Source organism: Bacillus sp. 11C (assembly GCF_055486375.1).
Map to the genome: position 1 here is coordinate 66,876 of NZ_JBUPVZ010000007.1, position 22,168 is coordinate 89,043.

Sequence of the window (22,168 nt, forward strand, 5' to 3'; positions counted from 1 at the left end):
TTAGTTTTTTGCTTCTTCTTCCAGATCCTCTAATTCATCTTCAAAACCATTAATCTCAATCGCTTTGTTTAACCAGTTTGCGTATTCGCCTCCGACTGAGAGGACGCGTTTCGCAACTTCTACCGGGTCGGCCGTTTTGTATGCTTCTCGAAGATCTTTTGAACGGAAGTCCGGATAAACGGTTGATTCAACTGCGATTCGGGCATAAAAGCGCTGGCTGTCTAAATCTTTTACACGGCCTCTGCCTTTGACATTTTTATACGTTGTTGTTTCTTTCTCCAGTTCATCAATACGCTCTGTCGTGATCGCTTTAAAAACAAATGGCACGATGTTCCCTTTTTTATCAACAAAACGCTTTGAGATCGGCACTTTGATTTCCTCAGCTTCAATTGTTTTTCCCGGCATAAAAAAGGAAAGATCATATACGTTTTCGTTCTTCTCGCTCATGTAAAAAACTCCCTTATCTTTTGATTGATTTCATCATGTAAAATCAGGCCTTTCTGAGAAAGGCCTGCCAGATTGTTGACAAAGTCCTAAAACGGTTTTCGTTTTAGGACTTTGTCATCTTTTCAGCGTGATTGAAAACCCTTGAAGTCTAGGAAGGGCGAGCATCGGAGCACAGCGAATGTTGGAATTCGTGAGCACCGACGCGCAGGCCTGACAACGAATGCGAGGGTTTGTCGACACGCTGACAGACCTTTCTGAGAAAGGCCTGCGTATGGCTGGTTCAGCTTTGATTAAAACGTGTCGGAAAGCTTTTCAGGCACGTCGAAGTCTTCGAATGTAAATGGAACTTCTTCCTCTAATGCTTCTGAATCGACATCAAGGCTTGCGATTTTGGCAGAGTCGAAGTTGACGTCGTACAGGGTGACTCGCTCTGTGCCTCGTCCGGAGGATTGATCATCCAGGACAGCTTGAAGTGTGAAGTAAGGATCGTTGCCTTTTTTGACATAGTCCATCATCAGGAGCACGAATTTTGATGTGACTTTATAGAACGTCGCTGTTCCAGTTCCATTTGCCCCTGTTGTTTTATGGCCTGTCATGCGGCGGCCCATAATGTTTACTTCTGACTTGTTTTTCTCGACGTTTGCTTCAAATGTTTTGATGTGCGCCATTTCTTCGCCATCAAGAAATAAGCGGCCTTCTTTTCCTGAGATTGTATTTTGCGCTTTTAATGCCATATTAGTTTACCTCCACATTAAAGTAGAATTTTTCTGCTGCGTCGACAGGCTGTACAGCCAGGTCAATCAAGAAGCCGTCACGGTCTTCATTCATTGAAATTGTGATATCTTCATCAGAATCAAAGCCAGTGATGCCGCCCGCATCCTGAAGAGTTGTCATGTATTGCGTGATCATCGTTTTTACATACTGAAGCCCGTCTTCAGAGGCCGGGATATCGCTTCCGCTGCCTTTTCTTGATTTGATTAAGGTCTTCAGCTCGCGTGTTAAATCATTATTCACAGCGTCAAGGACACGAACGATTTTGTTTTTCGCAAACTTTTTGTTTTTCTCGGCTGTGAACGTAACGAGTGAGTTAATGTCTTTTTCTACACTGACGGATTTATCGCGGGCGTCGAATGTGAATAAAAATTCGCCTTTGCCCAAACGTTCAACAATCGCATCGTGGTCAAGGCGTTGTAACACATCAACGGCGCCTTCGTACTCTACAAATGTCAGTGATTGGTTAAAGGTAGCTCCCGCGCTTGCCCCAGCTACCCAAGCCGTTGCTTTGTCAGGCGTAACTTCTGTGCCATCTTCCAGCAGCACACCTTCTGTTACGTTGATGATCCCTTCATAATCACCGGCATAATTAGCTGTGACCCCTTGCACTTTTTGTCCCTGGCCGTCGCGCAGGCGCTTAATGAACGCAGCAAACGTCGCCTTCAGCTGATCCCCTTCCGCAACAGGCAGCACAATCACATCAAAGCTCTCCGTTTCAGCCGCGGCTAAAAAATCTGTATAGTCGGAGTTGACAGGTGTTTGATCCGTACCGCCGGACAAACGGATTCCTGCAGATGCATTCAGTGTCTCAGCTCCAGTGTCACCTTCTGAACCAGTGAGCGGAATGGTCGAAGAAAGTTCGCCTGTTCCGGTAAAGGTGACATAGCCGTTAGCTGTTAATTCTTCAGCCTTTTTGACGGTTTGTTTATCAACCTCTGATTCATCCATATACGTTGTCACATCAAAAGAAGCAGCATCCAGCACATTTGGGTTAATGCGGATGATAATGTCATTTCCTTTTGATCCGCCATATACAGCTGTCGCTTTGACGCCTTCAGCAATATCAGCAGATGCTCGGACACCTTCGGATAGACGGTACATCAATACCGTTTGCGCATTTTTCTTTGCTTCACGCAAAAGCAATAAGGACGGGTCATCAATGCTGAGGCCCACTTTTTTGTTTAGGTCCTCAACACTGGAAATGGAAACGAACGTTTTCGCTTCGCCCCAGCTTGATGCGACTGGAAGCGCGACGGTTCCCCGCTCACCGAGTGACACCCGCTCCTGTGCTGTCGTTTTAAAGTTAAAATAAATGCCTGCACGTTCTTTTTCTTTGCCTGTTGTAAATGTTCCGCCATTCATGATGACATGACCTCCTTGGTTAGAAATGTTTGAATCAATTGATTGGCTTCTGATTTCGTCATACGTGTTTGATCCACGCCAAATAAAGCCCCCTGAAGGATATCCGGCTTAACGCCGAACAGCTCCTTCGCGTGCTTAATTAAATCCGCTGTATCAAAAAGAGCTTCCCGGCTCTCCGTATGTACAGCCTTCTTCTGTTGTTTGTTCTTTGCCACCGCTTATTTCACCCCGCTGTTCATGTCGATATCCTGTAAGACAGGCTGTTCTGTTTTGTGATAATAATATCGGCTGCTCCACCTGATCACCATGACCGCCTCGCCCCTGTCTCCTACCCTTGTCTCGATTCGGGTAATGCGAACCATATCCCGCGTCTTCTCACCGGATTCATTGAGCAGCGGAACCATGTTTCTCGCCTCTCGGATGGCATCCGCGAGCCTGTCCGCTTCATCCAGCGCCTGAACGGAGTCATGATGAAACAGCTTCACATTGAGACTGTAGGTTTTTTTAAATGTGGAGACCGTATCTGTTTCCTCAAAAACAGATGGCGATGGGACGTATAACGACGGCACCTGAAACTGATCAGGCAACTCTCGTTCATATATGGGAACAGACCACCGGCTGTATAAAAATGCCATGATCGATCCTATTTCTTCGCTGTTCATTCTGCTCCTCCTTTACAGCTTCTTCAGCCACTGGCGCCATTTGTTTTCCAGCGATGTTTCAAACAGCTGTTCATATAAAAGCAGCGCATGATCCCAGTAGCTCGTGCCCGGGATCCATTTTCTCTTGAGCGCCATTCCCGTTGAAGCCGCGGGATCATAAATAAACCGCGCACCTTGGAAATGCCCCGGCACCCATCTGACATTTTCTTTAGACGTCCAATGGCCGTCATTAAGAAAAGAAGCGTAATCAAGCTGTGTCCCCACCTCAAGCGAAAGCCCGCCGCTTTGCGCAATCCAGAGATTGTCATCTGCGCCTTTCTCGAAGGAGCTGAGCAGTTTTTCTGTATCAATCGTTTGTGTGCTGATCAGTTCAGATTGAACGATCTCCAGAAAATCTTGTCCGCACTCCTCAAGCCAGCGGGACGCCTGACGTGAAAAGCCGCCTGATGCCGCTTTTTTTAATGATGTGTTTAGCTGTTTCAGCCCCGTTATTTTCATAGGCTTTCATCCCTGACCGCGATGACTTCCCAATGATGATGTCTGATCCTTTTCGGCAGCTTTAGTATATATTGATGATTCTCCCAAATGATTTTATCGTTCACGCGGATGTCCGCTGACAACGGAAAATGGACGAGAAAGCTGTGATATACAGTTTGATTCGGCTCTTTCTGGATCAGCTGCTGCGTTTTTTCGGTAAAATAGCAAGGGACATCTTGTTCATCGGGTGTATCTGGATACGAAATCACCGCCTGAAGCTTATCCGCCGGAATTCCGAATCGGCCTGCAGACGGCGCTTGCACCGCTTCATGATAAATGTCACAGCGGTGAATGAGCATGTTCTGATAGCTCATAAGGACCTCACCTTCAGCCTGGAGGATTCAGGGACGTAGCCCGGCGCGATAAACGCTTCGAGCAAATGATATACCTCCGGCCGCTGAATACCGCCGTCTCCGGAAATCGTGTAGGAATAATCCCCCATTTTTTCAGACTGATAGCTTGATGAGGCTGATTCATCGCTGTTCACAAGCGCAAAATACTGGGCAAGCTTCAGCAAAGCCAGTTTCGCCTTATCGGGCAGCGGTTCGTACATGCTGTCTTCAAAGCGGTGGCCTGTGATGAGGGCCGCTTCCGCTTCCGCCTCGATAATATCCTGCGCCAGCAGTTCTTCCGGCCTGTTTTTCACTCGATCAAAGACCGAATAGGAGGCTACGTCAGTCGGTTCAATGAGCATGAGCTGACCACCCCCTATTATTCTTTTACGTTAATTAATTTCGCGCAGGCATCCTCTTCCTCGAACTTGCTGTCCAGCTTGGCCGTTAAGACAATAATGAATTTACGGGAGCGGATGTCTTTGTCGACTTCAATTCGGATATTGCGAGAGAAGCCGAGAATGATATTTTTCGGATGTGTGAGAATGATATCGGAAGCGTCATATTGCGCGTCTCCCTCACCGACTGTGTACGGCTGCATATTGGATACCCCTTTAACCGGTACGCCGAATGCAGTTGACAAGCCGCCCTGAACAGCCTGGTCCCCTAAGTTTGTCTGGCGGTCTGCCACGCGATCCTTCCATTCAACTTCTAAGCCGTGAGATGTATAGAATCTGAATTCCTGAGGGATGCGCAAATATTTTGCGGGAACAGCCTTTAAGCCTTTCTTGAATGTCGCTCTGGACAGTTCTTCACCGTTCATATCAACGATGTGGGACACCGCTTGTTTGCGAATGCCGTCCAGCTGTGCCAAATACGGATCCGCTGATGCAGTATCGCCGTTTACAATCAACTCTTCAATATCTACTGCCGCGCGCTCTGCTAAAATCTTCATGATCGTCTGCTGCAGGCCGTCTTTTTCAATATTGTTTTCGAGTGTGTCATACGTAATGTTGATTTCCGCAATGACTTCCTTCGTGTTCAGTTGGACAGTGCTAGTCGTTGGAACAGTCAGCTCGTCGTTTGACAGTGCTTTTCCTTCTTGAGCCGCCCGCAAAATACGCTGGCCGAAGCCGATTTTCTCAAACTTTTGCGAGTCATTTTCCATTTGAATCACACGGGATTCACTGAAAATGGTCGGCGTGTTTTGCACCATGCGGATAAAAGCCGATGCTTGTGCAGGGTTCATAAGTCCGCCGCTTTTTAAAGCAGAAAGCGACATTTCCGCTTTCCGAATGATCTCTTGATTTCTCAATTGATTTCCTCCTCTTTGACTGGTTTTACAGCAGTCCGCTCCAGATTGATTTTTTAACTTGCTCTGTATTGCCGCCCGCATCGTCCGCTGTCTGCTTAGATGCGCCTCGCGCTTTTTCCAAAGCCTCGATTCGTTCAATCAGCGGGGCGAGCATCTCTTCAACGACTTTTTTCAGACGCTCGTCATCACCCGTCTGCTCCGGGTTTTCCTCCGCGTCTGTGTTTTTTTCAATCCGTTCAAGCCGTTTAAGCAGAGGGTAAAGCGCATGCTCGAATGATTCTTTCATGTCTTCTTTTCTCATTTCTTCAGTCTCCTTTCCTGTTTTGTCAGCCAGCATCTGCTTGAACACACTGAAGAATCCCGCTTTTTCAACCGGTTCTTCCTCATACACATCAGCAGTGCCCGCCATACTGTAGCCGGTGATGATTCCAGCCTTGATCTGTTCCCACACCTCGTCAGACGCTCTCGTCACGAGCACCCACGAGCCCTTCGCAATCTGCTTTGACCCGATCATAAAATCATCGGGCGCCACATAGGACTCGACCACGACGCCGGTTCCGCCCTCAAAACTGTGATTAATGTCAATCTCCCGTGCCTCCGCGAGAAAGCCGTGCGCCGCTTTTTCAATTTCCTCGGCGGTCATAAAATCGCCGTGGGCGTCAGGAACATCTGGCTCATACACGATTCCGTACACAAGCTTTTGTTCATCCTGCTCACTTTTTGTAAACAGCCGAACCTTTTTTTCGAATGACGGAGGTCCGGCTGACTTCGTAAAGAAAAATTCTGTCTGGTTAGCCGCCTTGTCCACATAGCTGACAAAGCTGATTTTGGCATTTTTTAATTCCCGCGCCACCTGCTTGATTCACCTCCCTTCAGGACGTTTTGATCTCTTCGATGCTTTCTTTCAGCTCCTGCATGAGCGCAGTCAAGTTTGTCTTTTCCGCATCCTGTCCTGCAGGCCGTTTATAAATTTCCTCAGGCCACTCTTCCAGCGTTTTGCCAAGCACCCGTCCGGCAAGGTCGCGTAAATCATTCGGCGAGACGGCTCCCGCTGTAATAAAAGGACCGAGCACTTTCGCAATCTCAAGCGGATCACGAAAGTCCGGTCCTTTTAATGTCAGCCTGACGTCATGAATATTCAGCTCTGGCAAAAGCAGCGTGTTCAGTTTACTCACGAGCGTTTTCCGTTCCGGCTGAAAGACCTGTTCCTCCGTGATTTTTCTGGCGGTATCGGCTGTCGCCCGGTTGTATTCCTGAGCCTCGCCTGTATAAAGCGGCGGGAGGCGGAACGCCGAGCGCAGCTTGTTTCTGCTTTTTTCATCGTACTCAAGAAACAAGGCGTCGTTTTGGAGAATTTCCGCCAAGGATTTGATTTCCACGGAAACTGGTGTAATGTCCTCGCCCCCGTGTAGGTCCTTCTCCTTTGCGATTCCCTCCGCTTCAATCAGGAGAAATTTATGGGCGTTTTCCACACCTTCAAGATCATTCATATACTCTTGCAACTCACGATAAGAAGCTTCTGACAGCATCCCATTTTCCACTGTGATCGCAGCGGGTACGTGCCGTCCCTGTTTAAAATACATAAAATTGAGCTCTTCCGCTTTTCGCGCACCGTATAAATTGACGATATTGCCGACCCAGCGGGGCACCCCGTATACGCCGCTTCCGATTTTGAGATGAATCGCTTCATTCGCTTGATGCTTCTCTGCCAATGTGTTTACATATTCACCCGTTCGCATGTCCATTTTTCGAGGATCGCCATATTCCTTGAAAAATACTTTCTCTCCATTAATCATTTGCACATATTTTCGGAAGCGTTTTTGCCTTTTGATCCTTTTCATTTTCCCGTTTTCTTCATATACAAATGAGACCTCGACTGGCTCACCAGCTCCGCATACACGCATATATTTCACATCTAAATATTCAATGCCGGCTGGTTTTCCCATTCCGTCGCGGAGCACTTCCATAAACCCGTTGCCTGTTTTTTCTCTGTCTTCAATGGCATAGCCTAAAATCATTTCGGCTGATTCGTCAAAGTGAAGACATTTATAAAAGGCTTCAAGTCTGGCCCATTCTTTTTCCGCTTTTTGCTTTTTCGTCTGATCCACGTCATTCGCATTGACATCAAACGTGTACTCAACATCAAAGCCAAAACCTGTAATATTCACCCTATACGCATCAATGCATTGCTGAAGAATCGTCGAGTATTCAGCAATGGTTTTAAGCTCGATGATGTTGTAGGGCGGTGCGATAATATCCTCTCCATACAAATCTGAAAAGTCATCTTCATAGATTTGTTTTGTCTGAGGAGCGGCGGCATTGGCTTTGAATACAGTCGCTCTGACGGTTTGATTGTGCATCATTTATGACCTCTTCCTTTCCCGGTTCGGCCGGATTCGTTTATGTGCTGTCTCTTTCATATCAGCAACTTCATAATCATCAAGCGCATACCAAATGGCAGACAGCGTATGCGGGTCAATTGTGAATTCATCCTCTATCAGCGCGCCGTTTTTGTCTTTGGCATACGTCAGCGTCTTCAGCTCATAGATGATATTTTCACAGCGGTCCGAACAGAAGATCTTTTTGAATCGTTTCACCTTTTTGGTGTATTGAAGCCTTGAGCCAGGAAACTTTCTGGCTCCGACCATGCGAAAGCCCTGCTGGCGGAAATATTGGATGCTTTTCGGCTCAGCAGCGTCGGCTTTGATCAATTCCTGTGTATCAATAAACTCGCGCAGCTCCTCAGCCGTCCTGTCATCTGTCATTTTGTTTTGATAATACTCCCAATAAATGTAGAGATATTTTTTTTCAGGGTCGACGGCGAGCCGGACGACGGCATTGTAGGATTCCTCGAAGCCAAAATCCATGCCTGTCCGAAATATCGGCTTGCTGATAGCTGCGATGCGTTCTTTTACTTGGCCGTGCGGGAGCACCTCGAATTGCGGCAGCACCCTGATCCCATTGACGCCGAATTGTCCTTTGCGGGCAATCCGGTACAGGTCAGGATCATACGCCTTGAGTCCGTCAAGCTGTTTCACATAGCTCTTCGGGAGAAAGAGGTTGTCGTTTGCTGTGGAATGATGATAATACGTATCTCCCTTAACAATCGTCCGCTTTTCGTAAAGTTCACTGTCATCCAGAACAAACCGTTTATTGCGTTCATCCCGAAAAAAATGCCGGTACGTCCAATTGGAGGTGCCGACGGGATTGGTGGTGCAGATCATATGAAGCTTCAAGTCAGGGTGGCGAAGACGTCCGATTAATTCCTTAAAGCCTTCATACTTCACCTCTGAGCACTCTTCAATCCATATTAATGAAATGTTATGAACTGATTTTAATTTAGCTGGATTATCCATCCCCTTGAACATGATCCGGCTGCCGTTTTGAAACCGCAGCTGCAGCGGGGAAGAAAGGGATGCCACAGCCTTTGTGAGGCCGAGCTCTTCGATCACCTCTTGAAACAAGGCGAAGGTCGAATCCCGATGGGTATCGAACACCTCACGGATGACAAGCGCCGTCCTTTTTTCCTTCAGCAGCTTTAACACGATTTTCAATGCGGTATGATAGCTTTTGGATGAGCCGTAGCCGCCGACGAGAAATTGGTACGTCTGCTCCCAATTGAACACGTAATCTTCGAAATGAGGGTTGATTTCTTTTACAATCATGGCTTGCCCTCTTTTCGTTTGATCATAATTTCAACCGGTTCTTGGCTATCATCTGTTTTCTCCGCTTTTTGTTTGGCAAGCTTTAATTTCTCGTTTTCAATTTTTTGTTTAAATTGATCCGGAAACAAATCAAAATATAAGGACAGCTTTTCGAGCGCCTTCATTTTATCGGCCAGCTTGATGGCGATGCCTTCTTTGCCGAGCTTCGCTTCCGTCACAATGGTGCCGTCAACAAGCCCGGAATCTTTGACATCGACAAAGCTGATTTCCTTCATAATCGGATTATCATCTTCATCAAACAACGGCCCCGATTTCCCGACAGCCTGGACCTCTTTTTTTCCGAAAGTCACATAGTCCGTAATATCCGCGAACGCGATTTTAATGTAAACCTGCAGCACATCCATCGCTTCAATAAACATTTCATTGACCATTTCTTTTTTAACGCGTCTGATTTCAGCAGCGACCTTTTCATTCTTTAACAGCCGGCTGCCCGTCACATGGGCGCTGTCCGGAGAATAGCCCGCTTTGATTGCGGATTGTGTGGCATTGAAGCTTTTGACGTAATACAGGCAAAACAGCCGCTGCCGTTCATTTAATTCATCATTATCTATCCGGCGCTGTTTTTGTTCGTTTCTGGTTTCAGAAAACAAGGCCTCTTTCCATTTGTCTTGTTTTTTCCAGATGCCGATTGTTTTCGCGGAAACACCGATTGTATCCGCAATCGCCCGATTTGTGATCTTTCCTTGATGTTGTTGATAGATTGCTAATGCTTGTTCGCGCTGTTGTGCTTTCATGCTACGGCATCACCGCCACCTCCAGCATGGATGTCTATTCATAAAAACGGCTGATTCTGCCAGCCGCTTATGTGTCATGCTCTATTCACTTATAGGTGGCAAACGTATGACAAGCTTTCAGGCAAGCGATCGATTTATTTCTTCCTGCTGTCTTTGCATCTTTACGATCGCCCGTTTAATGGTCGTTTGCACCGTTGATTTTTTCACGCCGAGAAGATCAGCAATCCGTTCGTAAGAAAAGCATTCTACCTTATGCAGCAAAAACATTTCTTTTTCTCTGTCCGTTAACAGGGATAACGCTTCTCGGATTCTCTCTCTGTCTTCTTCTGATACCTGTCCGTCCGGCTCAAACATCATAGCGCCGGAAAATGATTCGATGATTCTCGGGTCTTTGATCATCAGCCGCTGGTACGCATCACGCCGGTCAATCGCCCGTCTGATGCCGGGCTGTCTTCCTTTTTCAAGCCATTCTGTTACATATTCCAGATCAGTAATCATGTTTCTGATGATTTTTTTATCCTTCAGCTCTTCAGCTGAGAGTATGGATTCATCTGCTTCTGCGAGCGGTTTATATTGTGTTCTTGTTTGTTTTAGCGTGCGTTTATATTCAAATAGTAAGTCTTGCATTCTATGATCCTCCTTATTTTGGAACAAAAAAACGGACACCAATCAACGCACAAATGCTGTGCAAGTTGATCAGTGTCCGCAGGCTTTCCGTCTTGGACGTATTCTTTTTCGCTTTAATTTAATTTGTAGCCGATTTCAAATTCCACGCGGGCAAGGTCTCCCTTTCTCGTTTCGACAAGCGTTTTTCCATGCTCCGGCGCTTCTATGATCCATGCTTCTTGCTTGATGCCGTCCACAATAATCACACGGATTTTTCCGTCCTCCAGCTGGCTCTCCAGCGTGATGGAATCAATATTTAATAGTTTTTTAGGATTAATCATGTTTCTTTTCCTCCCTTTTGCGGTTTTTCCGCGCTTGTTTTGGCTTTTTCTAATAGCTGAATGATGCGCTCCTTTGAATGAACAGAATTCCCTTTCAGAAAATCAAGAGCTGCTTTAGACGCTTCCAGCAGTTCAGGTGCTGCCGCCATCAAAGCGGCATTGTTTTTTTGCGAATATGAGCTGAGGTCAAATACAGCGGCAATCAGCCTCCCGTTTGAATAGGGGAACCTTTCTTTTTCTTCTTCGCTGTAAGCTGAATAAATATAGATCGGTTTCGTATCCCCGCATGGGACGGCACGCCACGGTGCAGGGCTTTTCTCTGCCTGTTTCGTTTTTGCCAACACTTTCACTTCCCGTCATCCTTATACCATTGTTCAATGTTTTTTTCCGTTCGCTTCGCTCGAATCAGCAAAGCAATTAAAGCGGTCAGTTTTTTAATCATGGACATTCAGCCTCGCTTTTCCCGCTGTCAGCATTTCCTCCAGCTTTTGAATGACCGGCGTTAAATCAGTGCCGGATCGGCAGTTCGGACATGGATGAAAAACGGCTCCAATTTCGGTATGCTCCACAATGACTTTTTTTGTTTGACAAAGTTTGCACATTATCTGATCCCCTCCAATCTATGGTTCAGCTCGCAGGCAGCTCCTTTGATAATCACTAAATAGTCACTGCACATTTCGTAGATTCTCGTGCCGAGCGCTTCATCGACCCGGACAAGTGTTTCAATCGTCAGCTCGCTCGAAAGCAAAAGCGGTTTATGATTTAAGTAGCGATAGTTGAGTACTGAATACATTTGCTCTAACTGCCAATCTGTGGCGCGGGGTTTGCCGTTAACCGGTTTAAACAAGTCATCGATGAACAGCACATCTGCCTGCTTCATCCGGTTCAGCTTCGCTTCCAAAAGATCAAAGTCATTTTTCAGATCGGTAAAGCCCTCCACATACGGAAAATAAATGACCGGCACATGTCGTGTTCTCATCAAATCATTGGCAGCAGCGGTCAAAAGGTGTGTCTTCCCTGATCCAGGCTGTCCTAAAAGGGCGATGCTGTTTTTACGGTTTTCCTTGATTTGTTCATAATCCGCCACATACTCTTTTGTGCATTCAAACGCGTCTTGTATGGCCTGCGGCTTTCCTTCAATGCAGAACTCTTTTAAGCCCAGCTGTCTGAAGGCAGGGGTAATCTCACTAGCACCGAGCAGCCGCTTCACTTTTCGTTCTGCCATGCAGCTGCACATCGTCCATACTTCCAGATCGTTCTGCCGGATGAGATAGCCTCCCTGATCCTTGCATCGCGGGCAATCATAGCGGCTTGCGTCTGATTCGGCCGGTTTGTCCGCCAGTAATGGACGTCTCCCTCTTCTCAGCTCGTCCAAAATCTGCTCGATTGTTCGTTTTGTCATGTCTTTCCATCCTCTCATGTTGAATTGCGCCATTCTTTTTGGCCTGCTGCGCGAAAAATCGGTCTTCAATGAATTTCGAGCAGTAGCGAAAGGCCTTGATTGTTTCTGAAGCGGCGGTCCGCCGGTTTTCAAAGGCTTGAAAGCATTCTTCAAGCCATTTGATTGTTTGCGTCACAGGAACACCGATGGCAACAATACGGGCGATGGCTTGATAATCTCTGGAGGAAGGATACACGGTGCGTCCTTCTTGAGCCGACCGTAATTGTGTAAACCGCTTCGCAATATAATCCACTGCATCATCAGCAGCAGTATTTATGTTTGTTTTATCTTTATCTGAGCGGACGTCTGTGTCCGGTGCCCGCGGCGAAAATGTCCGTTCCGTTATACTCCGGTGTACAGTTTTGTCCGATCTGAAGCTGAATTTTTTGGAATGCTTTACCGAAATCACCAGTCCGTACGGCGCGCGGACAGCCTTTATGTACTCATGCATTTCGAGGAGCTCCAGCCATCTTCTGACGGTTTTTTCACTGACACCGAATACAGCTGCCATCTCTCTCGCTTTTAACGGCTTATGGCCAAGCACGGCTCCCCAGCTTACGCCGTCTTTTTCAATTTCTTTTGTTGTTGAGCTGATGAACCAGAGAAACAGCCATAGCGCCGGACCCATTTTGTCATAATGTTCTGAATTCAAAAGCCCTGAATACATAGGAAAAGGATAGCTTTTATCGGTTTTCATTGTACGGAGCTTCTCCTTTTAACAACATGTATATTTGAAACTGCTCTTGTGTTTCAAATTGGAATACCGGATGGCCGCACGCCGTAAACGAAATGGTGCCGCCGGATTGTCCGAGATGGCGCTGATCTATGGGGTTTTCACTAAAAACAATTTGGATGGGATACATATGATCACTCTCCTGACATGTTTTCGATACATTTCGTATCAACTGTTACCAAGTATAAACGATACATTATGTATCATCAAGTTATTTTTGATACTTTTTTTATCATAACTTTATTTTGATACAGATTGTATCTATAATCATAAGTAACTTAGGGAGTTTAAAAAGAGAGGTCATAGCATGATAGGCGGCAGATTGAAGAGTCTCAGAGGGAAAAGGACACAGGAAGAAATCGCATCACACATCGGTGTGTCTCGGGCACGATATTCCCATTATGAAAACGGGCGGAGCGAACCTGATTACGACACACTGCAAAAGCTGGCTGATTACTTTCAAGTAACGGCTGATTACTTATTAACAGGGAAAGACAAAAAATCCGACGACGATATGTTTTCAGATCCGGACTTGCAGCTCGCATACCGTGATATGCAGGATTTTTCCCCAGAAAGCAAACAGCAGGCCATCGAATTTATCAACTATTTAAAAGAAAAAGAGAAAAACCGAAAAAATAAATAAATCTTTCTCTGTTCTCTAAAACATATAAAAAATAGACCGATATAAAGAAAAAAACTGTTTATTTTTTTTAGAAAAGGGAAAGATTTCTACACACTTTCCAGTCCTATACGGGCTTTTCTTTCTCGCCAAAAACAGAACAAACGTTCGAAAGGGAGTATTCAATTGGGCGATTACTTATCACATCTGGAGGAATACGTAAAAAATATATACAGCCGGCTAGGCGTCACCTCCCCCCATCACATTGACATGCTGAAAATCGCAAAGGACCTTGATATTTGGGTTCATTTTGAGGATATGGGGAGCATGATGGTCAAATACGACGGCATGTACAGTATTGTATTGAACCAGAGAAAATCACCGGAAGAGCAATGGGAGGATTTCGGCCATGAACTGTGCCACGTGTTAAAGCATGCAGGCAATCATTTTCACATGAACAAGCTCTTCAGGGAATTGCAGGAATTTCAGGCAAATCAATTTATGTACCACTTCTGTGTGCCAACCTTTATGCTGTTACAGATGGAACTGCCGCAATGGAGAAGCCAGGCGCTCGCTACAATCGCAGCGGTATTCCGGGTAACAAAAGAATTTGCGGAAAAAAGGCTTGAAATGTTTGAACGGCGTAAAGCAGGTATTCAATTTCAGAAGCGGCTCGCTTACTTATTATCACACAAGCGGCCAAATGCGTACGAGGAAGACGATCAGCAGCACTTGCAGGTCGCCGAAGAAAAAGCGTTATATCATATCGGCAAAAACAGATAAGCAAAAACGGGCTGGGAACAGAAATCCTCTATCTCAGCCCGGCAGAGAAACTAACATTTCGACATTGGGGGAATAGTATCATGCACCCACATAGGCGCCGGTTTAAGATGAGGCGCAGGCCCGAACGCAATCGGCGCAGGAATATATCTGAACTCGCCCCGGCCGTCAAAGGCTTCGCCATGAGCCCATCTTCCTTGTGAACTTTCATCCCCTCTGGAAAAGTTAAACAGGTCATAAGCGACTTCCCGCTTTTCGAGTTCACGCGGGAACGTCGTTGGCACGACTATATCCCGTTCTCTTTCTTCGAGCTCTTTAATGGCCGCATACCACATATTTTGATGATAAGTATCCCTTGCAATTAAAAATGACAGCATATCTCTTACCCCAGGATCATCCGTCATCGCATAGAGACGGGTCACCTGAAGGCGCCCTTGAGATTCCGCATTTAAGTTTGCGCGAAAATCCGCCAGCAAATTCCCGCTTGAAATAATGTATTTGGCATTCCATGGATATCCTTCACTGTCAGCCGCCATCGCGCCTAAACCTGCGACAATGGCGTGCTGCGGATTCATGCCTGACATCACAGCCGCAACAGCCGGATCACTCTTATAAGCATCCTCCTGCACATCAGCCGGCGCATGATCCAGAAGCCTGGAAATCATTGTCGCCAGCATTTCCACATGGGCAATCTCTTCCGTTCCGATGTCACAAAGCAAGTCTTTATATTTCGCATCAGCGCGGCAGTTAAACCCTTGGAACAAATATTGCATCATGACACTGATCTCACCGAATTGGCCGCCCAGCACCTCTTGAAGTTTTTTCGCATAAACAGGATCGGGATGAGCCGGCTTTGCTTGATATTGAAGCTCTTTAATATGATAAAACATTAATTCATTCCTCCCTACACTTTCGCACAACCTCAGCGTATGAAGGAATAGGCGGATCGTGCAGGTCCCGCTTCAATCAATCATAAAAACCAAGCTTAACAGCTTCCACATATCGACAAAATAAATCGTTTTGTTTGTAACCTTCATCACGGCAGCCAAAATTGCGGAACAACGCGTTTCGCTGTGCCGTGCTTACTTCCAATTGCAGTCCCTTTTTCCTTTTCGTCCGATTGACAATATTGTTCGGATGCACACCTGCCAGCCGGTCTTTCTCACTCGTAAGCTCGGCACTGAAGCCTGCTTCATTCAGCAGCTCACAAATGCGCCTGGCTTTTTTACGATCCGCGCCACCGACCAATGTATGCGGAGTTTTTGGATCATGATACCCATGAAATGCTAATGCGCAGTGGTGGGCGTTCACTTTTTCTAAAGCCATCGGCTCGTCAAACCGAGTGCTTGTCAGGTGTAAGGAACGGTTGTTTCGCTGCTTCACACCTTCAAACAAATAAATGGAACATTGATCGGAAAATGCCCGCACCAGCTCACTGACGCCTGGCTCAATTCTGCCGCCGTGAGGACCGAGAACAATAAGCTCACTTCCGTTTTTCTCTTCGTAAACTATCCGGTACTCTGATTCAGAAGCAGAAAGGGCTGCAAAGCTGTCATACCTATCTTTCATTTTGAACGCTCTCCTTTGCCAGTCAGCACCAGTTTACTCTACTCATCTATGAATGAAAACCTTTTTATAGTATGATTTGATAGACTACATATCAGGAGGTATATGATGGGATTTATTGGTGGATTACTTGGCAATGCGTCAACACTGTCAACAGCTGAGGCAAAAGAAGAGCTGGCTCGCATTTTACTGGAAGGTGAAAATGTTGATGCCGCGTTTAAGTTGGTTCGAGATGTCATTGTCTTTACTGATAAGCGGCTTATTCTTGTAGATAAGCAGGGAATCACAGGTAAAAAAACGGAATTTCAATCGATTCCGTATAAAAGCATTTCCAGATTCAGCGTGGAAACCGCCGGCCGCTTTGACCTAGATTCAGAGCTGAAAATTTGGATTTCCGGCGCGGAACTTCCCGCTGTCTCAAAACAGTTTAAAAAAGATGAAAGCATTTATGATATTCAAAAGGTTCTTGCCGCAGTTTGTATGTAAGATGAAAACGGAAGCTGCCGCTTCCGTTTATTGATTACAGCTTTTCCTTTATTTTCGCTTTCGTTTTCGGACCATAAATTCCATCGGCCGTTAATCCGCTGACAGACTGAAAACGTTTCACGGCATTTGCTGTTTTCGGGCCATAAACGCTGTCAACGCCGTGATTTTTCGCTCCTTTATCAGGATAAAAATAAAGGGCAGCTAAAGCAGTCTGCACCTGTTTTACGTTTGCCCCTTTCGTCAGCGGGCTTGTCACTTTGATCACTCCGGATGGGAGCGGGTATGAAGACGAGGCATGGCTTTTAGAAGAAGACGCCGTTTGCGACAGTTTAATCATCTGGCCGACTTGGATGTGATTCGGGTCAATAATATGATTTATGTTTTGCAGCGTTTTCACACTGACACCGTGCGATGCGGCAATACCCGACAGTGTGTCGCCTTTTTTCACATGGTATACAGACGCCGAAGAAGAGACTGAAGCCTTTTTCGCCGACACGCCTCCGTTTAATTCCTTTTCAATTGCTGCCTTCACTTGATCCCAGCGCCCGTCCGATAAAATGCGGTGCGGACAGTACTTTCCGCTCCAGTCCTGATGCTTTCTCACCCGATCGATTCCCCAGCCGCGCTCCTTTAAAAGCTGTGCGACAAATGAAATCGCCAAGGCTTCAGCTGCCTCGTACTTTGGACCTCCCGATTTGCTGTAGCAAATCTCAACGCCAATCGATTTGCGGTTGCCTGTCCCGTTTGTGCCGTCACCCGTGTGCCAGGCGTTTCGGTTAAGCGGCAGACCTTGAATCACCTCTTTATCATCCACCGCAAAATGGAAGCTTGTCGAGCTGGTGTTCCCAATCATATAGCTGATTTCATTAGCCGCTGACGCATCGTTTGCCGTGTTGTGAATGGTAATGTATTCAGCGCACATCGCATTGGGGCACTTCAACGCGTATTTCGCCTCAGAAACCAAATTTTTCTTCACTTGAATGCTCACCCATCATCTCTCCTTTTTTTCTTTTTCATCAATAGGTGGCATTCGTAGGACGAAAAGCTCATTTCATCCGTCACCGCTATATGGATAATTGTGTTAAACTGAAATTCATTAGGAGGGGAATGATCATGCATACGTATTTAATGCTGACAACAAGAACAGATCAATTCAATCAGGAGCATGTAGCTGGACACTATGAGTTTTTGGACCGCTTACAGGCAGAAAAACGCATAAAAATGTTCGGGCCATTCAGCGATGCCACAGGCGGAGCCTACGTCATCGAAGCAGGTTCGCCGGAAGAGGCTGCGAAAATCGGACATGAAGATCCGCTGGTGGCAAGCGGATCTTCCGAGCTGACCATAAAAGAATGGAATCTGAAATAAAAAAGACCCCTTTTGGGGGTCTTTTTTCGTCATCATCATGTTTGATTACGTGCCGCAACATGAAATGTTTTATCTTCTGTGTCTGCTGTTTCTCCCGGATGTACCATCACCTGAGTAAAGCTGAACCCGACCGCAACGAGCAACAAACCTGACATCCATTTAGATTTCATATAAACAATCTCCTCTCTGGATTTGTTTTTGTGCGTGCACCATTTTCTCATAAAACGAAAGTGCTTTTTCGGGCTGTCCGTTTTCTATATAGAATTGGGCAGCATCATGCGCCAGCTCTTCAATATAAGGATACAGCATATGTTCTTCAAGAAATTGAAAGGTGTGTGAGATTGATTCTGTGTTTACGTTTTTTCCGTATAACGCATGTAAAAATTGAAAAAGCTCCACAAATAATTCATCACTGTATTGACGGGCGATTTCCAATCCTTCACGATACTTTTTTTGCGCTTCGGCATCATTTTTTTGTTTATACAGAACCTGTGTTAAAGAGTAGATAGAATGCGGAAGATTATCGAACTTTTCCGACTTGCAAATAGAAACAGATTTCTCAAAGTATTCGGCTGCCTTTTGCAGTTCACCCATTTTCTCATAACAGTTTCCGAGATTGTACAGGGCAGAACTGATCAGGCGGGGATTGCCTTCTTTCTTTGCAAGATCTAAAGCCAGTTCTAAGTGGGGCAATGCTCTTTCTGGATACTGCATATCATCATAATTCCCTGCAATAACGAATTCACATTGGATTCTGCGGACGGTGTATGTTTCATACATTTGGTACGTTTCTAACGCCTGAACGGCGTAGCTCATCGAAACATAGGTTTGTTTTAAATTGTAAAAAATCTCGGCCATTTTAAAAGCAAACTCGGCTTTCTCAATATCATCCGAGACAAGGGCCAGATTCTTTTCCGCCCGTTTATAATACATCATGGCACTGACAAACATTTTCTGCTTAAATTCATACATTCCACGAAAAAAATTAAAGTAATAATCGAGAAGCCCTGTCAGCTTGTACTGATTCCCCTCAATATCTTCTAATAATTCTGAAAACTCAAGCTGCGACGTATCCTCTCCAAAAGGCTTAATGTAATCCAGCATGACACGATGCCTGAAATCCATTAAAGAATAATACAGCAGCAAATCTTGGTCTTCTTCCATATCCTCGATTTCTCTTTCTACTTCGAGCTTGACCCGTTCGGCTTCAGCGACGTGAAACTGCCGGATATGGGTATACCATTCATTAATTTTAAGCCCGACATAAGAGGACGGAATCGTCTGCTTCATCCTCAATTAATCCCCCCTTTTAAGTTACCCGAGATATGTCATATTTTATCATATTTACTAGAAAAAGAAGAACGCAAAAAGACCGCAATTGTCAAATTTCGGCTAACCGCAACAAAAAAGCGCAGGTTTTTTAAAACCCGCGCTTTCAATTAGTGAAAACCGACCTTTTTTCTTTCCATCCAGCTTCCCTGCCGGCTTTTTCGTTGCTCTCCTGTCATGTCTTTCACCATGGTTTCAATATGATGACTCCCTTCTTGATGCCATTGAAGGGCTGAAGATACATATAATTCTCCCAGCTGCGCAAAGGAAAAACCTTCTGTAAGCTTCGCGGCGCTTTTTATGTCTTCTTCACTCAAAAAGATGTCAAAGCCTCGCATTTTCATATAGTCCCGCCGCAGCCCTTCATCCGGGAGCCCGACTTCATAAGCACGGTCAAACCGTCCTGCACGATTCATCAAACCTGGATCGATCTCCTCGGGATAGTTTGTCGTGCCGATGAGAAATAGCCCCTCTTTTGATGTCGCGCCGTCCAGCGTATTAAGAAAAAATGACCGCACATCTTCCGGCATTGAATCGATATCCTCGATGACCAGAACCGCAGGAGCAAGGCGTCTCGCTGACTGAAAGACTTCTTCTATTGTCTCGCTCGACGTAAATTCTGTTATTTGCCAATAAGCAACAGGTGCATCGATACTGCCTGCAATTGACTTCACTAATGTCGTCTTTCCATTCCCGGGAGGTCCATATAACAGAATACCGCGCTTGTAAGGAATGTCATACGTTTGATAAAACGATTTATCACTATGAAAAAATTGATCTATTGATCGGTATATCTCTTTTTTCAATAACGGATTCATGATCACCTGACTTCGTTGAACCTCTCTGACAATCGCTTCCTGCTCTCTTGAAGTCCCTCCATCTCCATCCGTAAAAACGGTCACTTTCCGCTTGCTTTTTTCCCAGAGGCGTGGTCTGACTCCCTCTAGAAATGCACGCATCTTTTCATCGTTAACCGCAAACAGGCAATCGAAACTCATGATGCTCCCATCTTGAAAATATGGAATTCTGGCAAAAGCGACACCCTTTTCAGGATAAGCATATACGCTGTTTCTGATAGACTTATGGACGGTATAATCCGGTTCTTTTTCATCTTCATCATAAGCAAAGGTTTTCTTTTCAAGCTTTTCAAATATATATGCCACATGCTCAGGCTCCAATGAACCGCTCCGGACATCTTCTTCAAGAAGCTCCCAGTACTCAGTGTTCGGGTCATCACTGGCATAGAACTCGTAGAAAATGCCGTATTGATCATAAAGCGCCTCTTCAATTCGTGTGATAAGGTAACCGAAAGTGCCGTAGCCTGCCGCAGCTCTTTCATTCTCTTTTTCTTCGTACTGATAAATGAAAGGTATGTTTGTCATGTTTATACTCCATTTCATATTTTGTGAACGTTATGAATACGATTGACACAGCATTTTGTTTCATCCCACAGCATATTGCTTGTGAATTGATAATTGTTGGTATAGGATTTCATTGCACCATTCATTTTACATATGGAGGAGATCATATTGAGTCAATCCAATCAAATTGTCAGCCATTTTTTATCTCATCGAAACGTGACAAATGAGCTGGCTGAAAAAATCAGCAAAGACCATTACAGCTACAAACCGGCAGAAACATCAATGTCAGCGGAAGAGCTGGTCATACACATTCTGACGTCTTTCCACTTGTTTGCAAATGTCATTAAAGAAGGCAACGCCTCACCATTTCAAAACAAACAGGCAGAAACAGAAACAGACCTCAATGTTCTGGCAAAAACATATACAGAAAAAACGGCCGCTATCCTTGAGCAGCTGAATGAAGAGCAACTGGATAGAGAAATTGATCTGACAGCCACTTTCGGCAGAAAACTCACAGGCAGCGCACTGCTTCAGCTTGCAATGGAACATGAAATTCACCATAAAGGCAACCTGTTCGTTTATGTGCGGGAAATGGGTCACACAGAACTTCCTTTTTATCAGCAGCGCATGTAAATATACGAGAAAAGATACCTGTTTAAAGGGTATCTTTTTTTGTGCCTCCGGCTTCCTTCTCGATCTTGACCAGACACTCATTCTAGGGCAAATGAATAAAGATATTGGGCAAACCAAAATTTTAAGAAGTGAATGCACAAATATTCTAAACATTCAATTGATTATCACGACCTAATCATATATAATCTGATAAAAATAGTCGGGTTTTCAGGAGGCCTTTATCATGAGTGTAAGCATCATATTGATGGGTTTGTTTGTCGGAGCCTTAGTGGGATTGACGGGAGTGGGCGGAGCGGCCTTATTAACTCCTCTTTTAATTGTGCTTGGAATTAATCCTTCCATCGCGGTCGGTACGGATCTTGTATATAACTCGATCACAAAGCTGTTTGGCGTTGCCTCCCATTGGCGGCAGAAAACCATTAACTTTAAATTGGTAAAATACTTAGCCATCGGCAGTATTCCGAGTGCTTCGCTCGCCATTAGCATATTGCATTTGTTCCCCTCCTTCCATCAGCATCAGGAAGACATTATTAAGCACGCTCTTGGCTATGTGTTAACGCTTGTTGCCATTTCAATCATCGTTCGCTTGTTTTTGGATCGAAAACTTCGCCCGAACCGCTGGCAGCTGATGCCGCTTGAAAATAAGCGAGCGCTGACGATTCTCATTGGTGTTGTGTTCGGATTTATCGTCGGATTGACATCAATCGGTTCCGGCTCATTATTTGCAATCGCCATGATTTACTTATTTAACATGAAAGCGTCACAGATTGTCGGAACCGATATCGCACATGCTTTTCTTCTCGTGACGGCAGCAGGCATTTTGAACGCAAGCTTCGGAAGCGTCGACTATATGCTGGCAGCTAATCTGCTGCTTGGCTCGATTCCCGGCGTGCTGATCGGAAGCCATCTCTCGCCTCGATTCTCTCCGCGTCCGCTGCAATTTATTATGGCGTCCATCATTTTGATCAGCGGATTGAAGCTGATTTAATGAAGAAGGCTATCCCCTTGGAGGATAGC

32 protein-coding genes are annotated in these 22,168 nt (G+C 45.5%); 6 read left to right on the forward strand and 26 right to left on the reverse strand.

From position 1 onward, the window contains the following. From ACY3LV_RS11670 to ACY3LV_RS11765, 20 genes are all read right to left on the reverse strand, one after another. Window positions 1-447: a phage tail assembly chaperone gene (locus tag ACY3LV_RS11670; RefSeq protein ID WP_010330418.1), complete on the reverse strand. Its 447-nt coding sequence runs from the start codon at window positions 445-447 to the stop codon at window positions 1-3. A 290-nt stretch (window positions 448-737) separates the two neighbouring features. Then, window positions 738-1,181, reverse strand: a complete 444-nt coding sequence (locus ACY3LV_RS11675) for a phage tail tube protein (protein ID WP_087990896.1) — start codon at window positions 1,179-1,181, stop codon at window positions 738-740. A gap of 1 nt (window position 1,182) precedes the next feature. Then, complete coding sequence (locus ACY3LV_RS11680; RefSeq protein WP_464863823.1) at window positions 1,183-2,583, reverse strand: phage tail sheath family protein; 1,401 nt, start codon at window positions 2,581-2,583, stop codon at window positions 1,183-1,185. Further along, window positions 2,580-2,798: a hypothetical protein gene (locus ACY3LV_RS11685; protein WP_003220589.1), complete on the reverse strand. Its 219-nt coding sequence runs from the start codon at window positions 2,796-2,798 to the stop codon at window positions 2,580-2,582. Before ACY3LV_RS11685 ends, ACY3LV_RS11680 begins: the two co-directional genes overlap by 4 nt. 3 nt (window positions 2,799-2,801) lie before the next feature. Continuing rightward, window positions 2,802-3,245 carry a phage tail terminator family protein gene (locus ACY3LV_RS11690; RefSeq protein ID WP_464863824.1) on the reverse strand — a complete coding sequence of 148 codons (444 nt, stop codon included), beginning with the start codon at window positions 3,243-3,245 and terminating at the stop codon, window positions 2,802-2,804. Between the two features lie 12 nt (window positions 3,246-3,257). Further along, window positions 3,258-3,743 carry an HK97 gp10 family phage protein gene (locus ACY3LV_RS11695; protein WP_464863825.1) on the reverse strand — a complete coding sequence of 162 codons (486 nt, stop codon included), beginning with the start codon at window positions 3,741-3,743 and terminating at the stop codon, window positions 3,258-3,260. After that, on the reverse strand, window positions 3,740-4,096 hold the full coding sequence (locus ACY3LV_RS11700; protein WP_464863826.1) for a YqbH/XkdH family protein: 357 nt from the start codon (window positions 4,094-4,096) through the stop codon (window positions 3,740-3,742). Before ACY3LV_RS11700 ends, ACY3LV_RS11695 begins: the two co-directional genes overlap by 4 nt. Beyond that, a complete protein-coding gene (gene yqbG / locus ACY3LV_RS11705; RefSeq protein WP_333560598.1) occupies window positions 4,093-4,476 on the reverse strand; it encodes a protein YqbG in 384 nt (127 codons plus the stop codon). Before yqbG ends, ACY3LV_RS11700 begins: the two co-directional genes overlap by 4 nt. 17 nt (window positions 4,477-4,493) lie before the next feature. Beyond that, complete coding sequence (locus ACY3LV_RS11710) at window positions 4,494-5,429, reverse strand: phage major capsid family protein (RefSeq protein ID WP_087990890.1); 936 nt, start codon at window positions 5,427-5,429, stop codon at window positions 4,494-4,496. A gap of 25 nt (window positions 5,430-5,454) precedes the next feature. Further along, window positions 5,455-6,282 carry an XkdF-like putative serine protease domain-containing protein gene (locus tag ACY3LV_RS11715; protein ID WP_148963853.1) on the reverse strand — a complete coding sequence of 276 codons (828 nt, stop codon included), beginning with the start codon at window positions 6,280-6,282 and terminating at the stop codon, window positions 5,455-5,457. 19 nt (window positions 6,283-6,301) lie between these two features. Beyond that, complete coding sequence (locus ACY3LV_RS11720) at window positions 6,302-7,789, reverse strand: phage portal protein (protein WP_464863900.1); 1,488 nt, start codon at window positions 7,787-7,789, stop codon at window positions 6,302-6,304. Between the two features lie 3 nt (window positions 7,790-7,792). Beyond that, the gene (locus ACY3LV_RS11725) at window positions 7,793-9,094 is read right to left on the reverse strand and encodes a PBSX family phage terminase large subunit (RefSeq protein WP_464863827.1); all 1,302 of its coding nucleotides are present in this window, start codon (window positions 9,092-9,094) and stop codon (window positions 7,793-7,795) included. Continuing rightward, window positions 9,091-9,888, reverse strand: a complete 798-nt coding sequence (gene xtmA / locus ACY3LV_RS11730) for a phage terminase small subunit (RefSeq protein ID WP_464863828.1) — start codon at window positions 9,886-9,888, stop codon at window positions 9,091-9,093. The genes ACY3LV_RS11725 and xtmA overlap by 4 nt, the downstream gene beginning before the upstream one ends. A 117-nt stretch (window positions 9,889-10,005) precedes the next feature. Then, window positions 10,006-10,515 (reverse strand): sigma-70 family RNA polymerase sigma factor, encoded by a 510-nt coding sequence (locus ACY3LV_RS11735; RefSeq protein WP_464863829.1) that lies wholly within the window; start codon window positions 10,513-10,515, stop codon window positions 10,006-10,008. 113 nt (window positions 10,516-10,628) lie between these two features. Further along, complete coding sequence (locus ACY3LV_RS11740; protein ID WP_464863830.1) at window positions 10,629-10,835, reverse strand: XtrA/YqaO family protein; 207 nt, start codon at window positions 10,833-10,835, stop codon at window positions 10,629-10,631. Continuing rightward, window positions 10,832-11,185: a phage portal protein gene (locus tag ACY3LV_RS11745; protein ID WP_087990885.1), complete on the reverse strand. Its 354-nt coding sequence runs from the start codon at window positions 11,183-11,185 to the stop codon at window positions 10,832-10,834. The genes ACY3LV_RS11740 and ACY3LV_RS11745 overlap by 4 nt, the downstream gene beginning before the upstream one ends. Window positions 11,186-11,269: 84 nt before the next feature. Beyond that, window positions 11,270-11,437 (reverse strand): hypothetical protein, encoded by a 168-nt coding sequence (locus ACY3LV_RS11750; RefSeq protein WP_087990884.1) that lies wholly within the window; start codon window positions 11,435-11,437, stop codon window positions 11,270-11,272. After that, window positions 11,437-12,237 carry a DnaA ATPase domain-containing protein gene (locus tag ACY3LV_RS11755; protein ID WP_464863831.1) on the reverse strand — a complete coding sequence of 267 codons (801 nt, stop codon included), beginning with the start codon at window positions 12,235-12,237 and terminating at the stop codon, window positions 11,437-11,439. Before ACY3LV_RS11755 ends, ACY3LV_RS11750 begins: the two co-directional genes overlap by 1 nt. Next, on the reverse strand, window positions 12,137-12,973 hold the full coding sequence (locus tag ACY3LV_RS11760) for a phage portal protein (protein WP_464863832.1): 837 nt from the start codon (window positions 12,971-12,973) through the stop codon (window positions 12,137-12,139). Before ACY3LV_RS11760 ends, ACY3LV_RS11755 begins: the two co-directional genes overlap by 101 nt. Then, the gene (locus tag ACY3LV_RS11765; RefSeq protein WP_464863833.1) at window positions 12,960-13,139 is read right to left on the reverse strand and encodes a hypothetical protein; all 180 of its coding nucleotides are present in this window, start codon (window positions 13,137-13,139) and stop codon (window positions 12,960-12,962) included. Before ACY3LV_RS11765 ends, ACY3LV_RS11760 begins: the two co-directional genes overlap by 14 nt. Window positions 13,140-13,316: 177 nt before the next feature. Between ACY3LV_RS11765 and xre the strand changes: the two genes are divergently transcribed. Both xre and ACY3LV_RS11775 read left to right on the forward strand, forming a co-directional pair. Further along, a complete protein-coding gene (xre, locus tag ACY3LV_RS11770) occupies window positions 13,317-13,652 on the forward strand; it encodes an HTH-type transcriptional regulator Xre (protein WP_148963861.1) in 336 nt (111 codons plus the stop codon). A gap of 162 nt (window positions 13,653-13,814) precedes the next feature. After that, complete coding sequence (locus ACY3LV_RS11775) at window positions 13,815-14,411, forward strand: ImmA/IrrE family metallo-endopeptidase (protein ID WP_148963862.1); 597 nt, start codon at window positions 13,815-13,817, stop codon at window positions 14,409-14,411. 50 nt (window positions 14,412-14,461) lie between these two features. On the opposite strand, the gene ACY3LV_RS11780 is transcribed toward ACY3LV_RS11775, so the two are convergent. After that, window positions 14,462-15,298, reverse strand: a complete 837-nt coding sequence (locus ACY3LV_RS11780; protein ID WP_087990878.1) for a manganese catalase — start codon at window positions 15,296-15,298, stop codon at window positions 14,462-14,464. Window positions 15,299-15,374: 76 nt separating this feature from the next. Next, a complete protein-coding gene (locus ACY3LV_RS11785; RefSeq protein ID WP_464863834.1) occupies window positions 15,375-15,977 on the reverse strand; it encodes a poly-gamma-glutamate hydrolase family protein in 603 nt (200 codons plus the stop codon). A gap of 105 nt (window positions 15,978-16,082) precedes the next feature. On the opposite strand from ACY3LV_RS11785, the gene ACY3LV_RS11790 reads away from it, so the two are divergent. Beyond that, window positions 16,083-16,460, forward strand: a complete 378-nt coding sequence (locus ACY3LV_RS11790) for a PH domain-containing protein (protein ID WP_464863901.1) — start codon at window positions 16,083-16,085, stop codon at window positions 16,458-16,460. Between the two features lie 34 nt (window positions 16,461-16,494). Here the strand turns inward: ACY3LV_RS11790 and ACY3LV_RS11795 are convergent, their stop codons facing one another. Next, on the reverse strand, window positions 16,495-17,448 hold the full coding sequence (locus tag ACY3LV_RS11795; RefSeq protein ID WP_333560605.1) for an N-acetylmuramoyl-L-alanine amidase: 954 nt from the start codon (window positions 17,446-17,448) through the stop codon (window positions 16,495-16,497). A 125-nt stretch (window positions 17,449-17,573) separates the two neighbouring features. On the opposite strand from ACY3LV_RS11795, the gene ACY3LV_RS11800 reads away from it, so the two are divergent. Further along, window positions 17,574-17,828: a YciI family protein gene (locus ACY3LV_RS11800; protein WP_087990874.1), complete on the forward strand. Its 255-nt coding sequence runs from the start codon at window positions 17,574-17,576 to the stop codon at window positions 17,826-17,828. Window positions 17,829-17,863: 35 nt separating this feature from the next. Here the strand turns inward: ACY3LV_RS11800 and phrA are convergent, their stop codons facing one another. The 3 genes from phrA to yjoB all read right to left on the reverse strand — a co-directional run bounded on the left by phrA (window position 17,864) and on the right by yjoB (window position 20,539). Continuing rightward, window positions 17,864-17,998, reverse strand: coding sequence for a phosphatase RapA inhibitor PhrA (gene phrA, locus ACY3LV_RS11805; RefSeq protein WP_087990873.1), 135 nt, complete (start codon window positions 17,996-17,998; stop codon window positions 17,864-17,866). Next, window positions 17,988-19,124, reverse strand: coding sequence for a response regulator aspartate phosphatase RapA (gene rapA, locus ACY3LV_RS11810; protein ID WP_148963867.1), 1,137 nt, complete (start codon window positions 19,122-19,124; stop codon window positions 17,988-17,990). Before rapA ends, phrA begins: the two co-directional genes overlap by 11 nt. A gap of 143 nt (window positions 19,125-19,267) precedes the next feature. Then, window positions 19,268-20,539: an ATPase YjoB gene (gene yjoB, locus ACY3LV_RS11815; protein WP_464863835.1), complete on the reverse strand. Its 1,272-nt coding sequence runs from the start codon at window positions 20,537-20,539 to the stop codon at window positions 19,268-19,270. 147 nt (window positions 20,540-20,686) lie between these two features. Here yjoB and ACY3LV_RS11820 point away from each other — a divergent pair, with 147 nt between their 5' ends. Further along, a complete protein-coding gene (locus ACY3LV_RS11820) occupies window positions 20,687-21,151 on the forward strand; it encodes a DinB family protein (protein WP_464863836.1) in 465 nt (154 codons plus the stop codon). 223 nt (window positions 21,152-21,374) lie between these two features. Beyond that, on the forward strand, window positions 21,375-22,139 hold the full coding sequence (locus tag ACY3LV_RS11825; RefSeq protein WP_148963871.1) for a sulfite exporter TauE/SafE family protein: 765 nt from the start codon (window positions 21,375-21,377) through the stop codon (window positions 22,137-22,139). Window positions 22,140-22,168: the final 29 nt, after the last annotated feature.

Bases quoted from the DNA above. Each gene is read 5' to 3' on its own strand.
- ACY3LV_RS11670 (WP_010330418.1), bottom strand. From the start codon at position 447: ATGAGCGAGAAGAACGAAAACGTATATGATCTTTCCTTTTTTATGCCG.
- ACY3LV_RS11675 (WP_087990896.1), bottom strand. From the start codon at position 1,181: ATGGCATTAAAAGCGCAAAATACAATCTCAGGAAAAGAAGGCCGCTTA.
- ACY3LV_RS11680 (WP_464863823.1), bottom strand. From the start codon at position 2,583: ATGAATGGCGGAACATTTACAACAGGCAAAGAAAAAGAACGTGCAGGC.
- ACY3LV_RS11690 (WP_464863824.1), bottom strand. From the start codon at position 3,245: ATGAACAGCGAAGAAATAGGATCGATCATGGCATTTTTATACAGCCGG.
- ACY3LV_RS11695 (WP_464863825.1), bottom strand. From the start codon at position 3,743: ATGAAAATAACGGGGCTGAAACAGCTAAACACATCATTAAAAAAAGCG.
- ACY3LV_RS11700 (WP_464863826.1), bottom strand. From the start codon at position 4,096: ATGAGCTATCAGAACATGCTCATTCACCGCTGTGACATTTATCATGAA.
- yqbG (WP_333560598.1), bottom strand. From the start codon at position 4,476: ATGCTCATTGAACCGACTGACGTAGCCTCCTATTCGGTCTTTGATCGA.
- ACY3LV_RS11720 (WP_464863900.1), bottom strand. From the start codon at position 7,789: ATGCACAATCAAACCGTCAGAGCGACTGTATTCAAAGCCAATGCCGCC.
- ACY3LV_RS11725 (WP_464863827.1), bottom strand. From the start codon at position 9,094: ATGATTGTAAAAGAAATCAACCCTCATTTCGAAGATTACGTGTTCAAT.
- xtmA (WP_464863828.1), bottom strand. From the start codon at position 9,888: ATGAAAGCACAACAGCGCGAACAAGCATTAGCAATCTATCAACAACAT.
- ACY3LV_RS11735 (WP_464863829.1), bottom strand. From the start codon at position 10,515: ATGCAAGACTTACTATTTGAATATAAACGCACGCTAAAACAAACAAGA.
- ACY3LV_RS11740 (WP_464863830.1), bottom strand. From the start codon at position 10,835: ATGATTAATCCTAAAAAACTATTAAATATTGATTCCATCACGCTGGAG.
- ACY3LV_RS11750 (WP_087990884.1), bottom strand. From the start codon at position 11,437: ATGTGCAAACTTTGTCAAACAAAAAAAGTCATTGTGGAGCATACCGAA.
- ACY3LV_RS11755 (WP_464863831.1), bottom strand. From the start codon at position 12,237: ATGACAAAACGAACAATCGAGCAGATTTTGGACGAGCTGAGAAGAGGG.
- ACY3LV_RS11760 (WP_464863832.1), bottom strand. From the start codon at position 12,973: ATGAAAACCGATAAAAGCTATCCTTTTCCTATGTATTCAGGGCTTTTG.
- ACY3LV_RS11765 (WP_464863833.1), bottom strand. From the start codon at position 13,139: ATGTATCCCATCCAAATTGTTTTTAGTGAAAACCCCATAGATCAGCGC.
- xre (WP_148963861.1), top strand. From the start codon at position 13,317: ATGATAGGCGGCAGATTGAAGAGTCTCAGAGGGAAAAGGACACAGGAA.
- ACY3LV_RS11780 (WP_087990878.1), bottom strand. From the start codon at position 15,298: ATGTTTTATCATATTAAAGAGCTTCAATATCAAGCAAAGCCGGCTCAT.
- ACY3LV_RS11785 (WP_464863834.1), bottom strand. From the start codon at position 15,977: ATGAAAGATAGGTATGACAGCTTTGCAGCCCTTTCTGCTTCTGAATCA.
- ACY3LV_RS11790 (WP_464863901.1), top strand. From the start codon at position 16,083: ATGGGATTTATTGGTGGATTACTTGGCAATGCGTCAACACTGTCAACA.
- ACY3LV_RS11800 (WP_087990874.1), top strand. From the start codon at position 17,574: ATGCATACGTATTTAATGCTGACAACAAGAACAGATCAATTCAATCAG.
- phrA (WP_087990873.1), bottom strand. From the start codon at position 17,998: ATGAAATCTAAATGGATGTCAGGTTTGTTGCTCGTTGCGGTCGGGTTC.
- yjoB (WP_464863835.1), bottom strand. From the start codon at position 20,539: ATGACAAACATACCTTTCATTTATCAGTACGAAGAAAAAGAGAATGAA.
- ACY3LV_RS11825 (WP_148963871.1), top strand. From the start codon at position 21,375: ATGAGTGTAAGCATCATATTGATGGGTTTGTTTGTCGGAGCCTTAGTG.